The 21,247-nt window shown below is 64.5% G+C and carries 20 protein-coding genes; 11 read left to right on the top strand and 9 right to left on the bottom strand.

All coding sequences use genetic code 11. The annotated features are described in order from the left end of the window. Positions 1 to 2 precede the first annotated feature (2 nt). Both OSH12_RS12945 and OSH12_RS12940 read right to left on the bottom strand, forming a co-directional pair. Positions 3 to 1,172 carry an ABC transporter ATP-binding protein gene (locus OSH12_RS12945; protein WP_266343984.1) on the bottom strand — a complete coding sequence of 390 codons (1,170 nt, stop codon included), beginning with the start codon at positions 1,170 to 1,172 and terminating at the stop codon, positions 3 to 5. A 71-nt stretch (positions 1,173 to 1,243) separates the two neighbouring features. Further along, complete coding sequence (locus tag OSH12_RS12940; protein WP_266343983.1) at positions 1,244 to 2,344, bottom strand: polyamine ABC transporter substrate-binding protein; 1,101 nt, start codon at positions 2,342 to 2,344, stop codon at positions 1,244 to 1,246. 211 nt (positions 2,345 to 2,555) lie between these two features. Here OSH12_RS12940 and OSH12_RS12935 point away from each other — a divergent pair, with 211 nt between their 5' ends. The 6 genes from OSH12_RS12935 (at position 2,556) to OSH12_RS12910 (ending at position 9,823) form a co-directional block, all read left to right on the top strand. Further along, positions 2,556 to 3,956 carry a glutamine synthetase family protein gene (locus OSH12_RS12935; protein ID WP_266343982.1) on the top strand — a complete coding sequence of 467 codons (1,401 nt, stop codon included), beginning with the start codon at positions 2,556 to 2,558 and terminating at the stop codon, positions 3,954 to 3,956. Positions 3,957 to 4,039: 83 nt separating this feature from the next. Continuing rightward, positions 4,040 to 5,422 (top strand): aspartate aminotransferase family protein, encoded by a 1,383-nt coding sequence (locus OSH12_RS12930; RefSeq protein ID WP_266343981.1) that lies wholly within the window; start codon positions 4,040 to 4,042, stop codon positions 5,420 to 5,422. 7 nt (positions 5,423 to 5,429) lie between these two features. Then, positions 5,430 to 6,707, top strand: coding sequence for an NAD(P)/FAD-dependent oxidoreductase (locus OSH12_RS12925; RefSeq protein ID WP_266343980.1), 1,278 nt, complete (start codon positions 5,430 to 5,432; stop codon positions 6,705 to 6,707). Between the two features lie 264 nt (positions 6,708 to 6,971). Next, positions 6,972 to 7,904 carry a substrate-binding domain-containing protein gene (locus OSH12_RS12920; protein ID WP_266343979.1) on the top strand — a complete coding sequence of 311 codons (933 nt, stop codon included), beginning with the start codon at positions 6,972 to 6,974 and terminating at the stop codon, positions 7,902 to 7,904. A 157-nt stretch (positions 7,905 to 8,061) separates the two neighbouring features. Beyond that, entirely contained in the window at positions 8,062 to 9,033 is a 972-nt protein-coding gene (locus OSH12_RS12915) for an ABC transporter permease (RefSeq protein WP_266343978.1), read from the top strand. A 4-nt stretch (positions 9,034 to 9,037) separates the two neighbouring features. Beyond that, positions 9,038 to 9,823 (top strand): ATP-binding cassette domain-containing protein, encoded by a 786-nt coding sequence (locus tag OSH12_RS12910; protein ID WP_266343977.1) that lies wholly within the window; start codon positions 9,038 to 9,040, stop codon positions 9,821 to 9,823. Positions 9,824 to 10,293: 470 nt separating this feature from the next. On the opposite strand, the gene OSH12_RS12905 is transcribed toward OSH12_RS12910, so the two are convergent. Continuing rightward, positions 10,294 to 11,364: an NAD(P)H-dependent flavin oxidoreductase gene (locus OSH12_RS12905; protein ID WP_266343976.1), complete on the bottom strand. Its 1,071-nt coding sequence runs from the start codon at positions 11,362 to 11,364 to the stop codon at positions 10,294 to 10,296. Between the two features lie 150 nt (positions 11,365 to 11,514). Here OSH12_RS12905 and OSH12_RS12900 point away from each other — a divergent pair, with 150 nt between their 5' ends. From OSH12_RS12900 to OSH12_RS12880, 5 genes are all read left to right on the top strand, one after another. Continuing rightward, positions 11,515 to 12,474: an NAD-dependent epimerase/dehydratase family protein gene (locus OSH12_RS12900; protein ID WP_266343975.1), complete on the top strand. Its 960-nt coding sequence runs from the start codon at positions 11,515 to 11,517 to the stop codon at positions 12,472 to 12,474. Between the two features lie 344 nt (positions 12,475 to 12,818). Next, positions 12,819 to 13,583: a CerR family C-terminal domain-containing protein gene (locus tag OSH12_RS12895; RefSeq protein ID WP_266343974.1), complete on the top strand. Its 765-nt coding sequence runs from the start codon at positions 12,819 to 12,821 to the stop codon at positions 13,581 to 13,583. Between the two features lies 1 nt (position 13,584). Then, positions 13,585 to 14,547: an HlyD family secretion protein gene (locus OSH12_RS12890; protein WP_266343973.1), complete on the top strand. Its 963-nt coding sequence runs from the start codon at positions 13,585 to 13,587 to the stop codon at positions 14,545 to 14,547. 1 nt (position 14,548) lies between these two features. After that, positions 14,549 to 15,514, top strand: a complete 966-nt coding sequence (locus OSH12_RS12885) for an ABC transporter ATP-binding protein (RefSeq protein ID WP_266343972.1) — start codon at positions 14,549 to 14,551, stop codon at positions 15,512 to 15,514. After that, positions 15,511 to 16,647 (top strand): ABC transporter permease, encoded by a 1,137-nt coding sequence (locus OSH12_RS12880; protein ID WP_266343971.1) that lies wholly within the window; start codon positions 15,511 to 15,513, stop codon positions 16,645 to 16,647. Before OSH12_RS12885 ends, OSH12_RS12880 begins: the two co-directional genes overlap by 4 nt. A 70-nt stretch (positions 16,648 to 16,717) precedes the next feature. Here OSH12_RS12880 and OSH12_RS12875 read toward each other — a convergent pair whose 3' ends face one another. The 6 genes from OSH12_RS12875 to OSH12_RS12850 all read right to left on the bottom strand — a co-directional run bounded on the left by OSH12_RS12875 (position 16,718) and on the right by OSH12_RS12850 (position 21,235). Beyond that, positions 16,718 to 16,942, bottom strand: coding sequence for a DUF2798 domain-containing protein (locus OSH12_RS12875; protein ID WP_266343970.1), 225 nt, complete (start codon positions 16,940 to 16,942; stop codon positions 16,718 to 16,720). A gap of 703 nt (positions 16,943 to 17,645) precedes the next feature. Beyond that, on the bottom strand, positions 17,646 to 17,978 hold the full coding sequence (locus OSH12_RS12870; RefSeq protein ID WP_266343969.1) for a 2Fe-2S iron-sulfur cluster-binding protein: 333 nt from the start codon (positions 17,976 to 17,978) through the stop codon (positions 17,646 to 17,648). Positions 17,979 to 17,990: 12 nt separating this feature from the next. Beyond that, positions 17,991 to 18,512, bottom strand: a complete 522-nt coding sequence (locus OSH12_RS12865) for a DUF934 domain-containing protein (protein WP_266343968.1) — start codon at positions 18,510 to 18,512, stop codon at positions 17,991 to 17,993. A gap of 1 nt (position 18,513) precedes the next feature. Then, entirely contained in the window at positions 18,514 to 19,266 is a 753-nt protein-coding gene (locus tag OSH12_RS12860; RefSeq protein ID WP_266343967.1) for a phosphoadenylyl-sulfate reductase, read from the bottom strand. Continuing rightward, positions 19,253 to 20,911: a nitrite/sulfite reductase gene (locus OSH12_RS12855; RefSeq protein WP_266343966.1), complete on the bottom strand. Its 1,659-nt coding sequence runs from the start codon at positions 20,909 to 20,911 to the stop codon at positions 19,253 to 19,255. The genes OSH12_RS12860 and OSH12_RS12855 overlap by 14 nt, the downstream gene beginning before the upstream one ends. Before the next feature lie 3 nt (positions 20,912 to 20,914). Continuing rightward, positions 20,915 to 21,235: a DUF2849 domain-containing protein gene (locus tag OSH12_RS12850; protein WP_266343965.1), complete on the bottom strand. Its 321-nt coding sequence runs from the start codon at positions 21,233 to 21,235 to the stop codon at positions 20,915 to 20,917. Positions 21,236 to 21,247 lie beyond the last annotated feature (12 nt).

The raw sequence follows: 21,247 nt of genomic DNA, 5'->3' as shown, positions 1-21,247 counted from the left end.
GCCTACCTCGTCAACACGACGCCGCCGTCGCGGGACCAGGTCAGCCAGACCTTGTCATCCCACGTGATCGGCCGCTCGACGAGACGGGTGGTGTTGGTGATGGTCGCCTTGACGGTGGCGCCGGTCGCGAGCCGCACATGGTAGATCGAGACGTCGCCGAGATAGGCGATGTCCCAGACCTCGCCGGTGACGGCATTGATGCTGGGGTCGGCAGGCGGCGTCAGCGAGATGGTGACCTTTTCCGGCCGGACGGCGAACCAGGCGTGGTCGCCAAGCTTGGCGCCGCCATCCTGGATCACCTGCACCTTGGCGCCGGTGCCGACGCAATCGAGCGTCGCGACGCCACCCTCGGTCGAGCTGATATGGCCTTCGAGCAGGTTGATGTCGCCGATGAAGTCCGCGACATAGCGCGAATTCGGCTGTTCGTAGATTTCGGCCGGCGTGGCGATCTGGACGATCTTGCCCTGGTCCATCACGGCGATGCGGTCGGCGACAGTCATCGCCTCTTCCTGGTCATGCGTGACGATGACGAAGGTCATGCCGAGCTTGACCTGCAGGTCGATCAGCTCGAACTGGGTCTCTTCGCGCAGCTTCTTGTCGAGCGCGCCGAGCGGTTCATCGAGCAGCAGAACCTTCGGTTTCTTGGCGAGCGAACGGGCGAGTGCGACGCGCTGTTTCTGGCCGCCGGAAAGCTGGTGCGGCTTTCGTTTGGCGAATTTCTCCAGCTTCACCAGCGCCAGCATCTCGTCGACGCGCGCGGCGATCTCCGGCTTCGGCATGCCGTCCTGCTTCAGGCCGAAGGCGATGTTGTCCCAGACGTTCATATGCGGGAACAACGCGTAGGACTGGAACATCATGTTGGTCGGGCGGCGATAGGGCGGGACGCCGACCAGATCCTGACCGTCGAGCATGACATGGCCGCTGGTCGGCTCCTCGAAGCCGGCGATCATCCGCATCAAGGTGGTCTTGCCGCAGCCCGAAGGCCCGAGCAGCGCAAAAAACTCGCGCTCGTAGATGTTGAGCGAAAGGTCGTCGACGGCGGTGAAATCACCAAAATTCTTGGTGACGTTCTGGAACTGGATGAACGGCTTCGCGGCCGGATCATTCCAGGGCGCGAAGGCCCTGCGGATCGGCCCAAGCGACTTGCCTGCCGATAGCGACTTTCCAGCCATGAGCCCTCACCCCGTGTTCCATGCCGTCAAGAAAAGGCCCGGTACAAGACCGGGCCTCTTTTGTCCATTGATCAGGTGCCGCTCTTGATCTTCGTCCAGAGCCGCGTCACGACGCGTTGGACCTTCGGATCGTTCGGCGTCGTCGTGTAGAGCTTCTTCATCACGTCCGCCGGCGGGTAGATCGTCGGATCGTCGAGGATCGCCTTGTCGACGAAGGACTGCGAATCCTTGTTGCCATTGGCGTAGGAGACGTAGTTGGTCGCCTTGGCGATCACTTCCGGCTTCTGGATGTAGTTGATGAAGGCGAGCGCCGCCTCGGGGTTCGGGGCATCCTTCGGGATTGCCATCGAATCCATCCAGAGCAGGCCGCCCTCCTTCGGAATGGCGTAGCCGACTTCAACCTTGTTGTTGGCTTCGATCGCGCGGGCGCGGGCCTGGATCACATCGCCCGAATAGCCGAAGGCCAGGCAGATATCGCCATTGGCGAGGCCCTGGATGTATTCCGACGAGTGGAACTTGCGGATGAACGGCCGGATCTTGTCGAGCAGCTCGCCAGCCTTGGCGATCTCGGCCGGGTCTTTCGAGTCGGGCGGCAGGCCGAGATAGTTCAGCGCGGCCGGGATGACGTCGTCAGGCGAATCCAGCAGATAGACGCCGCAATCCTTGAACTTCGAAACGACTTCCGGATTGAAGAACATGTCCATCGAGTCGACCGGCGCATCCGGCATGATCGCCTTGATCTTCTCGACATTGTAGCCGATGCCGGTGGTGCCCCACATGTAATTCACGGCGATCTTGTTGCCGGGATCATAGGTGGCGAGGCGGGTCGTGATCTCGTCCCACATGTGGGAGAGGTTCGGGATCTTCGACTTGTCGAGGTCCTGGAACACGCCGACGTCGATCATGCGCTTCAGATTGCGATCCGTCGGCACGACGATGTCGTAGCCCGAACCGCCTGCCAGCATCTTCGTTTCCAGGATTTCCATGGAATCATAGACGTCGTAGACGACCTTGATGCCGGTTTCCTTGGTGAAATCCTCGATGATCGACGTGTCGATATAGTCGGACCAGTTGAAGATATGGAGTTCCTTGTCGGCGGCATTGGCGCCGCTGACGGCTCCGACGGTCAGCATCGCGGAAAGGGCGACGCCACTGAAGGCATTCTTGATCATGCATTTCCCCTGGTACAGCCGTGCCAATCCTGATCGGCCCGACCACAAACCCGTCCTAAGATTCAGACGTTAGAAGGCTTTTTCGGCTACCTCAACCGTTTCCTGCGAGCATTCGCAGGGACCGGAAGTCGCATGGATGTCCGTCCAAGTTGACTTCGGTTCAGCCATGGCGACACTCCATGGGCAGTCGCGTGAAAGCCGGGGAAATATCGTGGCAAAACGGAAGAAGGGCGCCAAGCCAATCGAGGGCGGCGTTCGTGGCGTAAAGTCGCTGGATGAAGCTCGGGACTGGCTGAAGGCGCGCGGAATCGAGGATATCGAGTGCGTCGTGCCCGATCAGGCAGGCGTTGCGCGCGGCAAGATGATGCCGGTGCAGAAGTTCCTCGCCGGCCCGACCATGTCGATGCCGGGATCGATCCTGACCCAGACCATCACGGGCGACTATCCTGACGACGACGACCGCTTCGAAAGCGACGCCGCCGACCAGGACATCATGTTCGAACCGGACCTGTCGACGCTTTGCGTCGTGCCATGGGAGGCCGATCCGACGGCCCAGGTCATCCATGACGGCTATCATCGTGACGGTCGCTCGGTGGAAACCGCGCCGCGCCAGGTTCTGCGCCGCATCGTCGAGCTCTATGCGCATCAGGGCTGGCAGCCCGTGGTGGCGCCGGAGCTCGAATTCTACCTGGTCAAGCCGAACACCGATCCCGATTACCAGCTCGAACCGCCGACCGGGCGCTCCGGCCGGCCGGAAGCAGCGCGGCAGTCCTATTCGATCGCCGCGATCAACGAGTTCGACGACCTGTTCGACGATATCTACGACTTCTCCGAGCAGCAGGGCCTGGAGATCGACACGCTGATCCACGAGGAAGGCGCCGCGCAGATGGAGATCAATCTCCTGCATGGCGACCCGCTGGCGCTTGCCGATCAGGTATTCCTGTTCAAGCGGACGATCCGCGAGGCGGCGCTTCGCCACGACATGTATGCCACCTTCATGGCCAAGCCGATGTCGCGCGAGCCGGGCTCGGCCATGCATATCCATCAGTCGGTACTCGACGTCGAGACGGGCAAGAACATCTTCTCCGACGCGGACGGCGACCCGACGTCGAAGTTCTTCGCCTTCATCGGCGGCTCGCAGAAATACCTGCCGGCCGTGCTTTGCATGCTGGCGCCCTATGTGAACTCGTATCGCCGGCTGGTGCGTTCGTCCTCGGCCCCGGTCAACACGCAATGGGGCTATGACAACCGCACCGTCGGCCTGCGCGTGCCGAACTCCAACCCCGCCGGCCGGCGGCTAGAAAACCGCCTGCCCTCCTCCGATGCCAACCCCTATCTCGCCATCGCCGCGTCGCTTGCCTGCGGTTATCTCGGCCTGATGGAAGGGCTGAAGGTCGGCGATCCGGTCACCGGCTCGGCCAACTCGAACGAAATCGACCTGCCGCGCGGGCTGCTTGAGGCCGTCGCCCTGTTCGAGGAACAGGACGAGCTGGCGGAGATCTTCGGCGAGCGCTTCGTCGCCACCTATGGCGCGATCAAGCGAGCGGAATACGAGACGTTCATGCAGGTGATCAGCCCGTGGGAGCGCGAGTTCCTGCTGCTGAACGTCTAGTACTTCCGCAGCTTGCCGCGCCTGCGCTGCCCGAGCCGAAAGCCCGGGCGGCGATGTTGGGAATACCGCAACCGGACCCGCTCATGACGAAGCCATCCAACGTCACCGCCGACTATCGCGCCCGCGACGCGGCGCACCACATCCATGCCTTCTCCGACATGAAGAGCCTGAACGCCGAGGGCAGCCGGGTCATCGTCCGGGCCGAGGGCTCCTGGATCTGGGATTCCGAGGGCAACCGCATCCTCGACGGCATGTCCGGTCTCTGGTGCGTCAATATCGGCCATGGCCGCAAGGAAATCGCCGACGCCGTCCAGCGGCAGATGAGCGAGCTTTCCTTCTACAACACCTTCTTCAAGACCACCCACCCGCCGGCAATCGCGCTCGCCGAAAAGCTCGCCGCGATCACGCCGCCGCAGTTCAACCGCGTCTTCTTCGTCGGCTCGGGCTCGGAGGCCAACGACACCGTCATCCGCATGGTCCGCCACTATTGGGCGAGCCTCGGCAAGCCGGACAAGACGGTCCTGATCGCGCGGAAAAACGCCTATCACGGCTCGACCATGGGCGGCGGCAGCCTCGGCGGCATGACGTCGATCCACAGCCAGGGCGGCCTGCCCATCCCCGGCATCCACCATATCGCCCAGCCCTACTGGTTCGGCGAGGGCGGCGAGATGAGCCAGGACGAATTCGGTATCTTTGCCGCGCGCGAGCTGGAGAAGGCGATCGACGCCATCGGCGAAGACAAGATCGCCGCCTTCGTCGCCGAGCCGATCCAGGGCGCCGGCGGCGTCATCATCCCGCCCGCCACCTACTGGCCGGAAGTGAAGCGCATCCTCGATCAGCGCGACATCCTGCTGGTCGCCGACGAGGTCATCACCGGCTTCGGCCGCACCGGCAACTGGTTCGGCTCCGAGACTTTCGGCATCGAGCCGGATCTGATGTCGATCGCCAAGGGCATTTCGTCGGGCTACCTGCCGATCGGCGGCGTCATGGTCTCCGACAAGGTCGGCAACGTCCTCGAAGCCTCGGGCGAGTTCCACCACGGCTTCACCTATTCGGCCCATCCCGTCACGGCCGCCGCAGCACTCGAAAACCTCCGCATCCTCGAGGACGAGAAGCTGGTCGAGCGGGTGCGCGACGATATCGGCCCCTATCTGCAAAGCCGCTGGCAATCGCTCGCCGACCATCCGCTGGTCGGCGAAGCCCGCATGACCGGGCTGATGGGCGCCATCGAACTGGTGCCCGACAAGCGCTCGCGGGGACAAAAGTTCGCCGATACCGGAAGGGTCGGCACGCTGGCGCGCGACATCTCGCTTCGCAACAATCTCGTCATGCGCGCCGTGCGCGACAGCCTGATCATCGCGCCGCCGCTGACGCTCTCCCATGACGAGGCCGATCAGCTGATCACCTCGGCCCGCAAGACGCTCGACGATACGCAAGCCGAGTTGAAGCGGCTCGGCCTGCTGTGAGGCGCGCATGAGCCAGCCGCACGCCCCTTCCTGGTATGCGGATACCGCCGACCAGACGCTCGCCTTTCCGCCGCTCGACGGCGATACGCGCGCCGATGTCGTCATCGTCGGCGGCGGCTATACCGGCCTGTCGGCGGCGCTGCATCTGGCCGAAGCGGGCATCGACACCGTCCTGATCGAGGCCGAAAAAATCGGCTGGGGCGCCTCGGGGCGCAATGGCGGCCAGTTGCATACCGGCCAGCGCCGCGACCAGGATTTTCTGGAAAAGCGCCTCGGCAAACCGGCGGCGCATGAACTGTGGGGCCTTGCCGAAGAAGCGAAGGCGCTCGTCCATCAGTTGATCGACAAGCACCAGATCGACGCCGAATGGCGGCCCGGCCTGATCGAGACGGTTCACAAGCCGCGCCTCGTCGACGAAGAGCGCCACTATGTCGAAAAGCTGAACCGCGACTATGGCTATGCCCCGGCCGAATGGATCGACCGCGAGCAGTTGGCGCCGATGATCGGCACGGACAGCTATTTCGGCGGCCGGCTCGATCGCACGGCCGGTCATCTGCACCCGCTCAAATTCGCACAGGGGCTCGCCCGCGCCGCCGCCAAGGCGGGCGCGCGCATCCATGAAGGCACGGCGGCGACAAAGCTCGTCGACGGCGAGACGCCGGTGATCGAAACGCTGCGCGGGCGGATCAAGGCCGAAACCATCATTCTCGCCGGCAACGGCCTGCTCGACGGCATCGACCAGGAGGTCGAAACCCGGGCGATGCCGATCAAGAACTTCATCCTCACCACCGAGCCGATCGGCGCCGGCGGGCCGGGTGGCCTGATCCCCGGCGGCGAGGCCGTCTCGGACTCGCGCTTCGTCGTCTATTACTGGCGACCGACGCCGGACGGCCGCATCCTGTTCGGCGGCGGCGAGACCTATTCGCGCTCCGATCCGGCCGACATCTTCGCCTTCGTGCGGCGGCATCTGCTGAAAATCTATCCGCAGCTGGAGCGGACGCGGATCGACCACGCCTGGGGCGGCACGCTCGCCGTCACGGTCAACCGCCTGCCCTTCCTGCGCAAGGTGCGCAGCGGCGTCTACGCGGCATCCGGCTATTCCGGCCAGGGCGTCGCGCTGGCGCCATTCGGCGGCAAAATCCTCGCCGAAGCGATTCTCGGCAACCCCGGCAAGCTCGACGCCTTCGCCTCCCTGCCCTGCCCGCGCTTCCCGGGCGGCAAGCTTTTGCGCTGGCCGGCGCTGGTCGCCGGCATGAGCTGGTACGCCCTGCGCGACAGGATCTGAGATCTCAGGCCGCATGGGCTGCCGCTCTTGGCGGGCTGGCCAAAAAAACCTTTGCGCCCTGCCGATGACAGCGATGTCATTTCTTTGGACAATCTGTCGCAGCGCCGGTTGACGCCTGCGTTAGTTGTGTCAGTCTCCACTCCGAGACCGCTGCGGCCATGGCGAGAAACCCTCTCGACCGGGCCGCAAGCGCGCCGTGCAAAGCGGCGAAGCGGCAGCCATAGCCGTGGTCCACGAACGAAAAAGTTCAACGGGAGGACGACCATGTTCAAAAAGCTGACGATACTTCTGTCGGGCGCGATGCTCGCTTTGGCCATTCCGGCCGCAGCCCAGGCGAAGACCTTCTACTGGGTCTCGCATGGCACGCCGGCCGATCCGGTCTGGACCTACTTCCTCGCCGGTGCGCAGCAGTGGGCGAAGGATACGGGCAACACCGTCAATACCTCGTTCCATGGCAATGACGTGCCCTCGCAGCAGGAAGCCCTGCGCGCCGCCATCGCCGCCAAGGCCGACGGCATCGTCACGTCGAGCCCCGATCCGGGCAGCCTCGTCGAGATCGCCAAGGAAGCCAACGCCGCCAAGATCCCGATCATCAACTTCAACACCCCCGACCCGAAGGCTTCGTTCGACGCCTATGTCGGCGGCGACAACGTCGTGTTCGGCAAGGCCTGGGCGCAGTATCTGGTCGACAAGGGCCATGTGAAGTCAGGCGACTTCGTCTGGATGCCGGTTGAAGTTCCCGGCGCCACCTATGGCGTGCAGGAAGAAGAAGGCATCGCCTCCGTCTTCAAGCCGCTCGGCATCACCTGGGAAGTCACCGACACGACGCTCGACCAGGGCGAAATCATCACCCGCATGTCGGATTACCTGACCACAAACCGCGCCAAGATCAAGGCGATCATCGGCATGGGCGATCTGGTCAATGGCTCGATCAAGCGCGTGTTCGACCAGGTCGGCGTCAAGGCCGGCGAAATCCCGGTCGTCGGCTGGGGCAACTCGCTCGACACCACCCAGGAAGTGCTGCAGGGCTATGTGAACGCCGCCCAGTGGCAGGACCCGCAGGCGACCTCCTATGTCGCCCTCTCGCTCGCCAACATGGCAGCCGGCGGCATTCCTCCCGGCTTCAACGTGATCACCGGCGCCCTCTACGAAAAGGACACCGCGCAGATCTACGACGACATCCTCTCGGGCAAGTAGGCTCCCGCATCCTGGGCATTCGCGACGGCATCCGTCGCGAATGCCCTTATCCTTCCGCATGAGCTGCTGCCGCCGCGATCTCGCGTGCGCGGCTCCCTAGCGTGTGACATCCGACGCCTCCGCGGCATCGACGGTCTGAGCCTCAAGGAAATCCCCGATGCTGCGACGCCTGATCGCCAGGCCCGAATTCGGCCCTTTCATTCTTCTTGCCCTCGAACTCTTCGTCTTCTGGGCGATCAATCCCGAGTTCCTGTCGCCGCTCAACATCGGCAACACGCTCGCCTTCACCGTCGAACTCGGCCTCATCGCGCTCGCCATGACGCTGCTGATGACCTCGGGCGAATTCGACCTTTCCGTCGGTTCGGTGTTCGGCTTCACGCCGGTGCTGATGTGGACTTTCGTCAATGGCGGCATGATGCCGATGGAGATCGGTTTCATCATCGCCATCGTCACGGCGGCGCTGATCGGCCTGGTCAATGGCTGGTTCGTCACCAAGCTCAAGATTCCATCCTTCCTCGTCACGCTCGGCATGCTGCTGGTCGTGCGCGGAACGGCGCTGTTCATCACCAACGGTTTCCCGCAGCGCACATGGGACGCGGGCGGTCACTGGCTGGCCGAGGTGCTGGTCGGTGATTTCTATGTCGGCCCGTTCCGGATCTACATGTCGCTGTTCTGGTTCATCGCCGCCGTCATCATCCTCGGCTATGTGCTGAACCGCACCCGCGTCGGCAACTGGATCCAGGCCGCCGGCGGCAATCCGGGCGCCGCAAGGGCGCGCGGCGTCAAGGTCGACCGCACCAAGGTGGCGCTGTTCATCCTCTGCTCGACGCTCGCAGGCTTCGCCGGCATCATCTCGTCGGTACGCACCTCCGCCGCCAATCCGAACAGCGGCATGGGCTACGAGTTGGAAGTCATCGCCATGGTCGTCATCGGCGGCACGGCGCTCACAGGCGGTCGCGGCACCATCATCGGCACCGTGCTCGGCATCTTCATCCTGCGCGTCATGCGCAACGGCATCGTGCTGATCGGCGTGCCGGGCCTCGCCTACAACATCTTCATCGGCGCCATCATCCTGGGCATGATGGCCCTGCATTCGTGGCTTGAACGCCGCCACCACGCGGGGACATGAGATCATGAGCGAACCACTCATCCGCATGGACAATGTCAGCAAGTTCTATGGCCGCATCCAGGCCCTGGAAAATGTCTCCTTCACCGTCAATGAGCGCGAGATCGTCGGCCTGCTCGGCGACAATGGCGCCGGCAAGTCGACGCTGATCAAGGTGCTTTCGGGCGCCGTGCCGCTCACAAGCGGTTCGATCTATGTGCGCGGCAAGAAGGTCGAGATGAAGTCGACGACCGACGCCATCGCCGCCGGCATCGAGACGATCTACCAGGACTCGGCGCTGGTGACGCAGCTCTCGATCGCGAGAAACCTGTTCCTCGGGCGCGAGCCGATCAAGGGCCCGCGCTTCCTGAACCGGATGGACGACGAGATGATGAACCAGGTCGCCCGCGACCTGCTCAAGCAGGTCGGCATCAGCAAGAACATCCCGCCCGAAACGCCGATCGGCTCCCTGTCGGGTGGCGAGCGGCAGGCGGTGGCGATCGCCCGCGCCATGCATTTCGAAAGCGACCTGATCATCCTCGACGAGCCGACCAACAATCTCGGCGTCGCGGAAACGCAGGGCGTGCTGCGCTTCGTGCGCGGGGCGCGGGATTCGGGCCACTCCTGCATCTTCATCGCCCACAACATCCACCACGTCTTCCAGGTCGTCGACCGCATCGTCGTGATGCGACGCGGCAAGGTGGTGGCCGATGACATCGACCCGAAGAAGACGACGGTCGAGGCGGTCGAGCGGGTTATTACCGGCATGTCCGACGAGGAACTGGCGCACGCACTCGGGCCGAACACGCACTGAGGGTTTGGCACTTCACGCCACGCAAGGGCGGCTTCGTCCGCCCTTTTTGTCCTCTATGGCTCTTGGGCTTGGATGAGCCAGTTCAGGGGCTGCCGGCCACACTGCCAGACACCCATTCCCATCATCCTGAGGAGGCTTTCGTAGAAAGCCGTCTCGAAGGACGCACAGGGGCAATGCAGCGCGGCGCTTCGGTCTTGCACTTCAGTGCGTGCTTCGAGACGGCCCTCCGGGCCTCCTCAGCATGTCGAGGGTGGTGCCTCCGAGGGAGAGCGAGAACTAGAGCAAGTTCCATCTGGGTCGATTCCGACCTTTCACCTCTCCCTGAGGGAGAGGTCGGCTCGAAGAGCCGGGAGAGGGTTTAGGGAACCATCCGGTGAGACCGTAAACCCTCACCCGCCGACCTGCGGCCGTCGACCTCTCCCTCAGGGAGAGGTGAGGATGCTCCAAAGAAGATCGATCTCGCTCTGGCCTCACCGGACCTTCGCCAGCACCTCGGCCGCCAGCGTCCTGACGAAATCGCCCGCCGGCATCGGCTTGGCGAGACGCGCTGCCTGGCCGGACCAGAGCGACATAAAATCGCGCGAGCCGACCGGCTCCGTCTCGGCGCGCAACGGCGCCAGCGCGCCGCCGGCGAGTGGAAACGCCGGTGCGTCGGGGGCCAGTCGCCCAAGCTCGCTCATCAGCCGGTTGATGATGCCGCGCGCCGGACGGCCGGTGAAGATATTGGTGATAGCCGTCTCGTCGGCTTCGGCCGTTTCCAGCGCACGGCGATGCTGCGACGGAATTTTTGCTTCCGGCGACAGCAGGAAGGCCGTGCCGATCTGCACCGCCGACGCGCCGAGCGCCAGCGCCGCGACGACACCGCGCGCATCGGCGATGCCGCCGGCCGCGATGACCGGAACGCCAACCGCATCCACCACCTGCGGCACCAAGGCGAAGGTGCCGATCTGGCTTGAGACATCGGCGGTCAGGAACATGCCGCGATGGCCGCCCGCCTCGAATCCCTGGGCGATGATGGCGTCGCAGCCCTCGGCCTCCAGATGCCGCGCCTCGCGCACCGTCGTTGCCGAGGCGATCACCTTCGCGCCGGTCGCCTTGACCCGGTCGAGCAGCCGCGGCTCCGGAAGGCCGAAATGGAAGCTGACGATCTCCGGCCTGTAGGCCTCGACCACCTCGCAAAAAGCATCGTCGAACGGCGCGCGGTTGGACGGCGCCACCGGCATCGCCGGGTCGAGGCCGAGTTCGCGGTAATAGGGCGCCAGGCGCGCCCGCCAGGCGGCCTCGCGCTGCGGATCGTCCTCCGGCTTGCGATGACAGAAGAAGTTCAGATTGACCGGCCTGGACGTCGCAGCGCGAAATGCGTCGAGGGCGCTGCGCGCCTGTTCCGGCGTGATCGTCGCGCAGGGCAGCGCCCCGAGCCCGCCCGCTTCCGCCACGGCGATCGCCAGTTCCGCCGTGCCAGGGCCCGCCATTGGCGCCAGCAGGATTGGATGCTCGATCCCGAACAGGTCCAGAATGCGTCGATCGGGCCAAGCGGTCATGTGGAACTCCTACGGACGGCGGAACCGAAACGATAGCACCCGCGACACCCCCACATAAACAGGCCGACAACCCTTTTGGGGCGCGCAGGCCCTCTGGCGCGCCAAGGCGCTTACGCTAACATCAGGGCAACCAAATCCGGGGAGACAAGAATGACGCGCGTGATCGTGATCGGGGGCAGCGGCCATGTCGGCACCTATCTGGTGCCGAGACTCGTCGCGGCAGGTTTCGAGGTCGTCAACGTCGCGCGCGGCCAGCGCGAGGCCTACAAGCCAAACGCCGCCTGGTCGCAGGTCGAGACGGTAACGCTCGACCGCGAGGCGGAAGACCGCGCCGGAACCTTTGGGGCCAAGATCAGCGATCTCCGGCCCGATATCGTCATCGACATGATCTGCTTCACCCTACCGAGCGCGCAACTGCTGGTCGATGCGCTGCGCGGTCGGGTCGAGCATTTCCTCCATACCGGCACGATCTGGGTGCATGGTCCAAGCGTCGCGGTGCCGACGCCCGAGACCGTCGCGCGCCGTCCCTTCGGCGAATACGGAACCCAGAAGGCAGCGATCGAAGCCTATCTGATGCACGAGGCGCAGCGGAACGACTTTCCGGCCACGATCGTGCATCCGGGCCACATCGTCGGCCCCGGCTGGGCGCCACTCAACCCGGCCGGCCATTTCGATCCGGCCGTGTTCTCGACGCTGGCGCAAGGCAAGGAACTGGTGCTGCCGAATTTCGGGCTCGAGACAGTGCATCACGTCCATGCCGACGACGTGGCGCAGATGTTCATGAAGGCTATCGGCAATTGGAGTATGGCGGTCGGCGAGGCGTTTCACACGGTCTCGTCGCAGGCGGTCACCTTGCGCGGCTATGCCGAGACGGTGTCGTCGTGGTTCGGCCACGAGGCGAAGCTCGCCTATTTGCCTTGGGACCAATGGAAGCAGGTCCATAGCGCGGAGATCGTCGAGCAGACGCTCGACCACATCTCGCGCAGCCCGAACTGCAGCATCGACAAGGCAAAGCGCCACCTCGACTACCAGCCGCGCTACTCGTCCTTCGAGGCGGTGCGCGAGTCTGTCGACTGGCTGGTCGCCAAGGGAATCGTCACCACCAGCTGAAGCCGCGAACGCCGGGTTGCGAAGGCTTTCGCGGCCCGGCTTCCGGAGCCACCGACACAACCGACAGGCGCTCCGATCGCCAACGGCTGGACGCCATTTCGAACGGGGCAGCCACGACCGGCGCGCAAACCGCTTTTGCGCGTCGTCATTTGTTGCTCAATGTTTCCCGCTGTTTCGCTCTGTTTCCCTTGGTGAGGCAGGAGTCGTCGCGCAAGGCCTTCGCAAAAATTTATAGTCTGGCATAAATTCATTCGATCGATTGACTACGCCGCCCGGTTGCATGATTTTGCTAGCGGGGCGGAATAAATCGGAGTCATGCCAGGATGAATGCGGAAGCGGTCACGATGGAACGATCGGAATTCGACGCGAGCCCGATCGAAGCAATTGTCTTCGACGGGCTCGAACGCGCCGAAGAGCCGGCACTACCCGCCTCGCGACACTACCGTCGCGCCCGCCAGGATCGCGGCGCCGAGACGCGCCACAACCTGCTGATCGCCGCGCTCGACGTGTTTGGTCGCTATGGCTTCGAAGGCGCGGCTACCCGCGACATCGCCAAGCGCGCCGGCGCCAATCTCGCGGCCATCGTCTATCACTTCGGCAGCAAGGACGCGCTGCACAAGGCCGTCGCCGAATATGTCGTCGAGCAGATGGAATCGCGCATCGGCGACAGCATCGACCGAGCCGCGAAAGCGCTGACCGGATCGATTGACCGTCCGACCGCGCGGAGCCTGCTGCAGGGGATCATCGACGTCCATATCGATTCCATGCTGGGGGAGGCCGAGGCCGAACTCTGGGGCCGTTTCATCATGCGCGAGCAGATGGAGCCCTCCTCCACCTTCGACGTCATCTACGACTTCATGATGAAGTGCCAAAGCACGACGACGGAGCTGATCGCGTTCCTGCTGAACCTCGATCCCCACTCGGAAGAAGCGACGTTCCGCTCCTTTGCGATCTCGGGCCAGTTCGTGATCTTCTGTGTCGCCCGCCCCATGGTGGCGAAGAAGCTCGGACGCGATACGCTGGCCTGCGGCGACCGCGATCAGATTCGCCGCGTCGTCGCCGAGCACATCGATCTGCTGGTCGGAGAGACGCTGATCAACGAGGGATGACATGCGGGCAGGCCATGCGCCCTGGATCGTCGCGCTGCTGCTCCTGGCCGGCTGCGGCGACAGCGCGCGTGACCCGTTGCTGCATGGCTATGTCGATGCCGATTATGTGCTGGTCGGGGCGGAAGCATCAGGCCGGCTGACCACGCTTGCGGTCAAGCGCGGCGACCCGGTCAAGGCCGGCGCCACGCTCTTCACGCTCGACGATCGCGACGAGACCTCGGCCCTCGCCGAGGCCAAGGCGCAACTCGCCCAGGCCAAGGCGAGCCTCGCCGATCTCCTGACCGGCAAGCGGCCGGAAGAGATCCGGGTGCTCGACGCGCAGCTTGCCGATGCCGAGGCGACGCTGACGGTCGCGCAGAAGTCCTATGATCGCAATCGCGACCTCTCGAAGCGAGCCGTCGTCGCGGTCGCGACGCTCGACCAGTCGAAAGCCGATCTCGATTCCGCCGCCGCCCGTGTGCGCGTGGCGCAGGAGAACCGGTCCGTCGCCAACCTGCCGGCCCGGCCCGACTTGATCGTCGCGGCCGAGCAGCAGGTCGCAGCCCTCGCCGCCGCCGTGACCACCGCCGAGACGAAATTGGCGCGGCGGAAGCAGGCCGCCACCGCCTCCGGCCGTATTGAGGAGGTCTTCTACCAGATCGGCGAGCTCGTGCCGGCGGGCCAGGCCGTCGTCTCCCTCCTGCCCGAGGGGGCGCGAAAAATCCTGTTCTACGTGCCGGAAGCAACGCGCTCCTCCGTGCATCCCGGCCAGCGGGTAAAGATCCTCTGCGACGGCTGCGCCGACGGCCTGAGCGCCACCGTTGCAAGCATTGCCACCGAGGCCGAGTTCACCCCGCCGGTGATCTATTCGAAGGAGAGCCGCGCCAAGCTGGTCTTGCGCGTCGAGGCCAAGCCCGAGGGCGAGGCCCGGCGGCTCGATCCCGGCCAGCCCGTCGATGTCCGGCTGATGGCGGCGGAGCAATAGGATGGCGTCCGACAGGCCCGAAAGCGTCGTTATCGACATTCACGGCCTGACCAAGCGCTTCGGCAACAAGACCGTCGTCGACGATGTCTCGCTCGATGTCCGGCGCGGCGAGATCGTCGGCTTCCTCGGCCCGAACGGCTCCGGCAAGACGACGACGATCCGCATGATCTGCGGCCTGCTCCGTCCCGATGGCGGCAACGGCACCTGCCTCGGCATGGACATCCTCAGGGATGCCGACAGGATCAAGCGGCAGGTCGGCTACATGACGCAGCGCTTCTCGCTCTACGAAGATCTGACCATCCGCGAAAACCTCGATTTCGTGGCGCGGATCTACGACCTGTCCGATCGCGCTGCGACCGTGAACAGGACGCTGGAACGGCTCGGCCTCTATGAACGCCGCGACCAGCTGGCGGGGTCGCTTTCCGGCGGCTGGAAGCAGCGGCTGGCGCTGGCAGCCTCGGTCATGCACCAGCCGAAACTGCTGCTGCTGGACGAGCCGACGGCCGGCGTCGACCCGCAGGCGCGGCGCGAATTCTGGGACGAAATCCATGACCTCGCCAGCGACGGACTGACCGTGCTCGTCTCGACCCACTACATGGACGAGGCCGAGCGCTGCCACCGCATCATCTACATCGCCTATGGCAAGATTGTTGCGCGCGGCACCGTCGCCGAGGTGATCGAGAGTTCGGGGCTTTCCACCATTGTGGTCAGCGGCAGCGATGTCGGCGTGATCGCCAAGGCGGTGCGGGAAAAGCCGGGCGTCGAACAGGCGGCGCCGTTCGGCAATGACCTGCATGTCGTCGGGCCCGATCCCGCCGCGCTGAAGCAGGCTGTCGACTCGGCGCTGGCCGAGGCCGGCTCCGACGCCGTCGCCGAACCGGGCGAAACCAGCCTCGAGGACGTGTTCATCCGCCTGATGCAGACGGCGCAGGCCGCCGATAGATCTGCGAACGGCAAGGCATCATGAGCGCCGGCTTCTCGCTTTCCCGGATCGTCGCGCTGATGGTGAAGGAATTCATCCAGATGCGACGCGACCGGCTGACCTTCGCCATGATCATCGGCATTCCGATCATCCAGCTGGTCCTGTTCGGCTACGCCATCAATCTCGACCCCAAGCGGTTGCCGACGCTGATGGTGGCGGCCGAAAGCGGCCCGGCGACACGCACCATCGTCGCGGCGATGGAGGCGTCGGGCTATTTTTCCATCGCGCCGGGCCTGGCCAGCGAGGCGCAGGCGAACGAGGCGCTGATCGATGGCTCGGCCAGCTATGTCATCACCTTGCCACCCGGCTTCGAACGCGATCTCGTGCGTGGGACACGGCCGCAATTGCTGGTTGAGGCGGACGCCACCGATCCGGCCGCGACCTCGAACGCACTGGGCGCCCTGCCCCAGATACTCTCCAGCGCGCTCGCGCGCGAACTGACCGGCCCGCTTGCGACGCAGGAAAGACTGCCGCCCGCGGTCGATCTCGTCATCCAGCGCCGCTACAACCCGGAAGGGATCACCGCTTACAACATCGTGCCCGGCCTGCTCGGCACCATTTTGACCATGACGACCATCCTGATGACGGCGCTGGCCCTGACGCGCGAGATCGAGCGCGGCACGATGGAAAACCTGATGGCGATGCCGGCGACGCCGCTCGAAATCATGATCGGCAAGATCGTGCCCTATATCGGCTTCGGGCTGGTGCAGGTCGCGGTGATCCTGGTCTGCGCGCAGATCCTGTTCCATGTGCCGATGATGGGCTCGTTCGCCGTGCTGCTCGGCGTAACCTTCCTGTTCATCGGCTGCAACGTGACGCTCGGCTACACCTTCTCGACGATCGCCCGCAACCAGATGCAGGCGATGCAGATGACCTTCTTCTGGTTCCTGCCGTCGATCCTGCTTTCCGGCTTCATGTTCCCGTTTCGCGGCATGCCGGACTGGGCCCAGGTCATCGGCAGCGCCCTGCCGATCACGCATTACATCCGCTCTGTGCGCGGCATCATGCTGAAGGGCAGCGGTCCCACGGATCTCGTCAACGAGGTCTGGCCGCTGATTGCCTTCTGGCTCGCGGTCGGCACGCTGGCGCTGTTCCGCTATCGCAGGACGCTGGACTAAACGGCGGCATGGAAAAGCCGCAGCCATGACAGCTGCGGCCTAGATCCATGGAACCGGCCACGGCCAGATCTCAGGCAGTCTCGCCGGTAATCCGGGTCGCAATCAGGAATCCCAGCTTGCCGACCCCGAGCGAGAGGACGAAGGCGACGGGCCACGCGATGACGAAGGACCCAGCCCATTCGTGCAGCCACTCGGAGGTCAGACCGAGATGGAGGAAGCCGAAAAAGCCCGTCATTATGAAGGCCATCATGCCCGAAATGAAGAACTGCGCGATAACAATGGTCTTGGGATTCAAGTGGGGGCTCCATGCATAAAAATGGGTGGAGCGGACGAAGACATTTCGTTCCACAGCGCCACCCGGATTCCGGATCAAAGGCGCCGTGGGTTCGCTGGGAAGCGACTCAACCGCTTTCGCGGCAGCCGGGATAACCACACCGGCTAACGTTTTTCGACAGGGAAATAGGTAACGGAGCCTGACCTAAATATCAAGATCCCGCGAGGGAATTTTGGAGAGAAAGGCACGTTTCAGACACCGGATTTCGACCGCAAAAGGTTTCTCGAAGCAGATCGATCGATGGAGACTGACTTCCTGCCGCTTCCCGCTTCCCGCTTCCCGCTTCCCCCGCCCATCATCCTGAGGTGCTTCGCGCAGCGAAGCCTCGAAGGAGGGTCCAGCGAAACTCCGGAACCTCCCTGTGCGCGCCGGATCATAGGCTTGCTGCCAACCAGACGGACGACATCTGGACCCTCCTTCGAGGCCCGGCTGCGCCGGGCACCTCAGGATGATGGCCGTGGGTGGGGGTTGATGATGGCTGTGGGGGTTGCAGCAAGCGAGCGGACAGGCGTACCCGCCAACCTACGGGCCGTCATCCCTGCGAAAGCAGGGATCCATACAGCCGCCTTCCGCCGAATGCCGAATGGATCCCTGCTTTCGCAGGGATGACGGCGAGCGTAGGGCGGGCATCCGAATCTCAGGAAAATAGGCGACCGGGCTGCCTCTACGCCGCCAGCTCTTCCGGCTCGCTGCCGGGAGCCAAGCGAACGCGAAGACCATCCAGTTCGTCGGACATCAGCAGCTGGCACGACAGGCGCGAGTTCGACTTGACCGCCATCGCGTCGTCCAGCCGCTCTTCTTCCTCGTCCGTCATCGGGATGAGCCGGTCGACCCAGTCGGCGTCGACATAGACATGGCAGGTCGCGCAGGCGCAGGCGCCGCCGCATTCCGCCTTGATGCCGACGTTCCAGTCGCGGATAACTTCCATCACCCGCCAGCCTTCGAGGGCTTCCAGCTCGTGCTCCTCGCCGGCATGATCGGTGACGAAGATCTTCATGAAACGCGTTCCTTACTCAACAGCCGGTGCCGAAGGCCGGCGCGCCCAGGGGCGGGTTCCGGCCGGCACTTCGCCATGATCGGCGATCGGCTGCAAATACTCGGTCACTTCCGGCCAACGGCCTTCGCGAAGTCCCTTTAGCACAAGCGGGTCCTCGGTCGAGAAGGCGTCGAAGCCGACGCGCTTCAGGAACGGGATCTGGTCGAGGAAAAACGCGCCGACAGCGCGCAGCTCCCCCGTGAAGCCATCCCGGTCGCGCAGCAGACGGCCGATGGAAAAGGCCCGGCCATCGGCAAACTTCGGCAGGTCCGCCGCCACCACCGCGAGACGCGGCAAGTCATCGACGATATCCGACCAGTCCGCGCCCGGCTCGATCACCACGCCAAGCGGCGCGCTGCGAGCCAGCAATTCCGCTCTCTCGGCGCGAAAACGCCCCAGCGTGACGATCACCGCTTCGTCCGCGCCAATCGCCTCGTCGTCTGCGACGCGCCGAAACACGTCCAGGACAAAAGATCCGTTCTTCCAAAGGCTCATGTCAGATGCCGCTTCCGTCGTTCTCAAGACCTAGATGGATGCCGCACTCGGTCTTTTCCAGACCCCGCCAGCGTCCCGCCCGCGCATCCTCGCCGGGCTTTACCTTCGACGTGCAGGGCTGGCAACCGATCGACGGGTAACCCTGCGCCACCAGCGGATGCGGCGGCAGATCGTGCTCGGCCATATAGGCCTTGAGCTCGTCCACGCCCCAGGAGGCCAGCGGATTGACCTTGATCCGCGCGCCGTCCTGTTCGAACGACTGGATCGCCGCGCGCGTCGCCGCCTGGAAACGCTTGCGCCCGGTGAACCAGGCATCAAAACCTTCCATGGCGCGCGCCAGCGGCTCCGTCTTGCGGATATGGCAGCAGGCGTCCGCGTCCGTCATCCACAACGCCTTGTAGGGATCGGCCGCGGCAAGCTTTTCCGCGTCCGGCGCAATGGTGCGCATGTCGGTGAGCTTCAGTTTCTCGGCCAGCGCATCACGATAGGCAAGCGTCTCGGGAAACAGGCGCCGCGTGTCGACGAACACGACCGGCACGTGCCGGTCGATCGAGGCGACCAGATGCAGCAGCACCGCCGATTCCGCGCCGAAGCTGGAAACCAGCGCGATGCGGCCCGGAAAGATCTCGTCGAGCGAGCGCGCGACGAGTTGCTGCGCGGTCAGGCCGGAAAAGCGCGCATTCAGAATGGCCGCTTCCTGCAGCCCCGCGCTTTCATGGTCGAAGCCGAAGGCTACCGGTTCAAGCCGTCCCATAGAGAGCTTCCTTGAAGGGTGCCTGGCCAAGGCGGCGATAGGCGGCAAGGAAGGTCTCGTCGTGGCTTTCGCGCTTGGCGATATAGGTGTCGACCACCGTCTCGATCGCATCGACGATCTCTTCGGTCGAGAAGCCGCGTCCGATGATCTCGCCGATTGACGAATTCTCGTCGCCGGAGCCGCCGAGCGAGATCTGGTAGAATTCCTCGCCCTTCTTCTCGACGCCCAGAATGCCGATATGGCCGACATGGTGGTGGCCGCAGGCATTGATGCAGCCGGAGATCTTGATCTTCAGATCGCCGATGTCGCGCTGGCGTTCCATGTCGCCGAAGCGCTGCGAGATGCGCTGGGCGACCGGGATCGAGCGGGCATTGGCGAGCGCGCAATAATCGAGGCCCGGGCAGGCGATGATGTCGGTGACGAGGCCGGCATTGGCGGTGGCAAGGCCCGCCACGACCAGCTCGTCATAGATCGCCTTCAGGTCGCTCTTGGCGACATGCGGCAGGATCAGGTTCTGCTCATGGCTGACGCGGATCTCATCAAAGGCGAGGCGCTTGGCAAGATCGGCCACGAGGTCCATCTGGTCGGCCGTCGCGTCGCCCGGCGTGCCGCCGATGGGCTTCAGCGAGATCGTCACCGAGACATGGCCGGCGATGCGGTGCGGATGGGTGTTGCGCTCGACCCAGGCGTCGAATTCGGGATCGCGCGCCCGCTCGATCGCCAGCGCCGGGCTCGGCGGCAGCGCCGTCAGTGTGTCGGGAGCGGCGAAATATTCACGGATGCGCTCGACTTCGCCCTGCGGCAGCTTGAGCGCGCCGTGGCGGATGCGCTCCCACTCTTCCTCGACCTGGCGCGCAATCTCGTCGGCGCCGGTCTCGTGGACGAGGATCTTGATACGCGCCTTGTACTTATTATCGCGACGGCCGTTCAGATTGTAGACGCGCAGAATCGCCTCCGAATAGGAGAGCAGGTCCTCTTCCGGCAGGAAGTCGCGGATCTTCTTGGCGACCATCGGCGTGCGGCCCTGGCCACCGCCGATATAGACGGCGAAGCCCAGCCGGCCCTCGGCATCCTTCTTCAGGTGCAGGCCGATGTCATGCACCTGGATCGCAGCGCGGTCGCGCTCGGCGCCGGTGACGGCAACCTTGAACTTGCGCGGCAGGAAGACGAATTCCGGGTGCAGCGACGACCACTGGCGCAGGATCTCGGCATAGGGGCGCGGATCGGCGACCTCGTCCTCGGCGGCGCCGGCGAAATGGTCGGCCGTGACATTGCGGATGCAATTGCCAGACGTCTGGATCGCGTGCATCTCGACCGAGGCAAGCTCGGCCAGCGCATCAGGGATCTCGGAGAGCTTCGGCCAGTTGTACTGGATGTTCTGGCGGGTGGTGAAATGGCCGTAGCCGCGGTCATACTTCCGCGCGACATGCGCCAGCATCCGCATCTGCTCGCTGTTCAGCGTGCCATAGGGCACGGCGACGCGCAGCATGTAGGCGTGCAGCTGCAGATAGACGCCGTTCATCAGCCGGAGCGGCTTGAACTGGTCTTCCGTCAACTCGCCGGAAACGCGCCTACCGACCTGATCGCGGAACTGCGCGACGCGGGCGGTCACGAACTCATGGTCGAACTCGTCGTAGCGATACATCACTCAACCTGCATGCTTCAAAGTGGCGGCGCGTTCGGCGATCTCGGCCTCGCCATAGGTGACGGTCGGACCGCCGGCAGCACGGATGCGCTCGCGCAGGCGTACCGGGACAGGAATGCCCTCGACGACAGTCGTCTCGATCTCGTAGGGGTCGACGACGATGCCGGCCTCGTGCTGGCTCTTGGCGACCGCGAGAGCAGCCTCCAGCTCGGCCTCGGGAATGACGCGGGCCTCGGCGAGCTTGTAGGACCAGCCGCCCTTGGCGGTCAGGAACACGACGAGCCCGTCGCCGAGATGGTTCGCTGTGATGAGCTTGTCGGTCATGGCGCTTTCCAG

Origin of the sequence: Kaistia terrae, from assembly GCF_026344005.1 — a bacterium.
GTDB lineage: Bacteria > Pseudomonadota > Alphaproteobacteria > Rhizobiales > Kaistiaceae > Kaistia > Kaistia terrae.
The sequence above is the reverse complement of the archived record's forward strand: the minus strand, read 5'-3'. Positions and strand labels throughout refer to the sequence as shown.

What these genes read in the sequence shown, in the direction of transcription:
- OSH12_RS12945 (WP_266343984.1), bottom strand. Translation starts at nt 1,172, where the DNA reads ATGGCTGGAAAGTCGCTATCGGCAGGCAAGTCGCTTGGGCCGATCCGC.
- OSH12_RS12940 (WP_266343983.1), bottom strand. Translation starts at nt 2,344, where the DNA reads ATGATCAAGAATGCCTTCAGTGGCGTCGCCCTTTCCGCGATGCTGACC.
- OSH12_RS12930 (WP_266343981.1), top strand. Translation starts at nt 4,040, where the DNA reads ATGACGAAGCCATCCAACGTCACCGCCGACTATCGCGCCCGCGACGCG.
- OSH12_RS12925 (WP_266343980.1), top strand. Translation starts at nt 5,430, where the DNA reads ATGAGCCAGCCGCACGCCCCTTCCTGGTATGCGGATACCGCCGACCAG.
- OSH12_RS12920 (WP_266343979.1), top strand. Translation starts at nt 6,972, where the DNA reads ATGTTCAAAAAGCTGACGATACTTCTGTCGGGCGCGATGCTCGCTTTG.
- OSH12_RS12915 (WP_266343978.1), top strand. Translation starts at nt 8,062, where the DNA reads ATGCTGCGACGCCTGATCGCCAGGCCCGAATTCGGCCCTTTCATTCTT.
- OSH12_RS12910 (WP_266343977.1), top strand. Translation starts at nt 9,038, where the DNA reads ATGAGCGAACCACTCATCCGCATGGACAATGTCAGCAAGTTCTATGGC.
- OSH12_RS12905 (WP_266343976.1), bottom strand. Translation starts at nt 11,364, where the DNA reads ATGACCGCTTGGCCCGATCGACGCATTCTGGACCTGTTCGGGATCGAG.
- OSH12_RS12900 (WP_266343975.1), top strand. Translation starts at nt 11,515, where the DNA reads ATGACGCGCGTGATCGTGATCGGGGGCAGCGGCCATGTCGGCACCTAT.
- OSH12_RS12895 (WP_266343974.1), top strand. Translation starts at nt 12,819, where the DNA reads ATGGAACGATCGGAATTCGACGCGAGCCCGATCGAAGCAATTGTCTTC.
- OSH12_RS12890 (WP_266343973.1), top strand. Translation starts at nt 13,585, where the DNA reads ATGCGGGCAGGCCATGCGCCCTGGATCGTCGCGCTGCTGCTCCTGGCC.
- OSH12_RS12885 (WP_266343972.1), top strand. Translation starts at nt 14,549, where the DNA reads ATGGCGTCCGACAGGCCCGAAAGCGTCGTTATCGACATTCACGGCCTG.
- OSH12_RS12880 (WP_266343971.1), top strand. Translation starts at nt 15,511, where the DNA reads ATGAGCGCCGGCTTCTCGCTTTCCCGGATCGTCGCGCTGATGGTGAAG.
- OSH12_RS12870 (WP_266343969.1), bottom strand. Translation starts at nt 17,978, where the DNA reads ATGAAGATCTTCGTCACCGATCATGCCGGCGAGGAGCACGAGCTGGAA.
- OSH12_RS12865 (WP_266343968.1), bottom strand. Translation starts at nt 18,512, where the DNA reads ATGAGCCTTTGGAAGAACGGATCTTTTGTCCTGGACGTGTTTCGGCGC.
- OSH12_RS12860 (WP_266343967.1), bottom strand. Translation starts at nt 19,266, where the DNA reads ATGGGACGGCTTGAACCGGTAGCCTTCGGCTTCGACCATGAAAGCGCG.
- OSH12_RS12855 (WP_266343966.1), bottom strand. Translation starts at nt 20,911, where the DNA reads ATGTATCGCTACGACGAGTTCGACCATGAGTTCGTGACCGCCCGCGTC.
- OSH12_RS12850 (WP_266343965.1), bottom strand. Translation starts at nt 21,235, where the DNA reads ATGACCGACAAGCTCATCACAGCGAACCATCTCGGCGACGGGCTCGTC.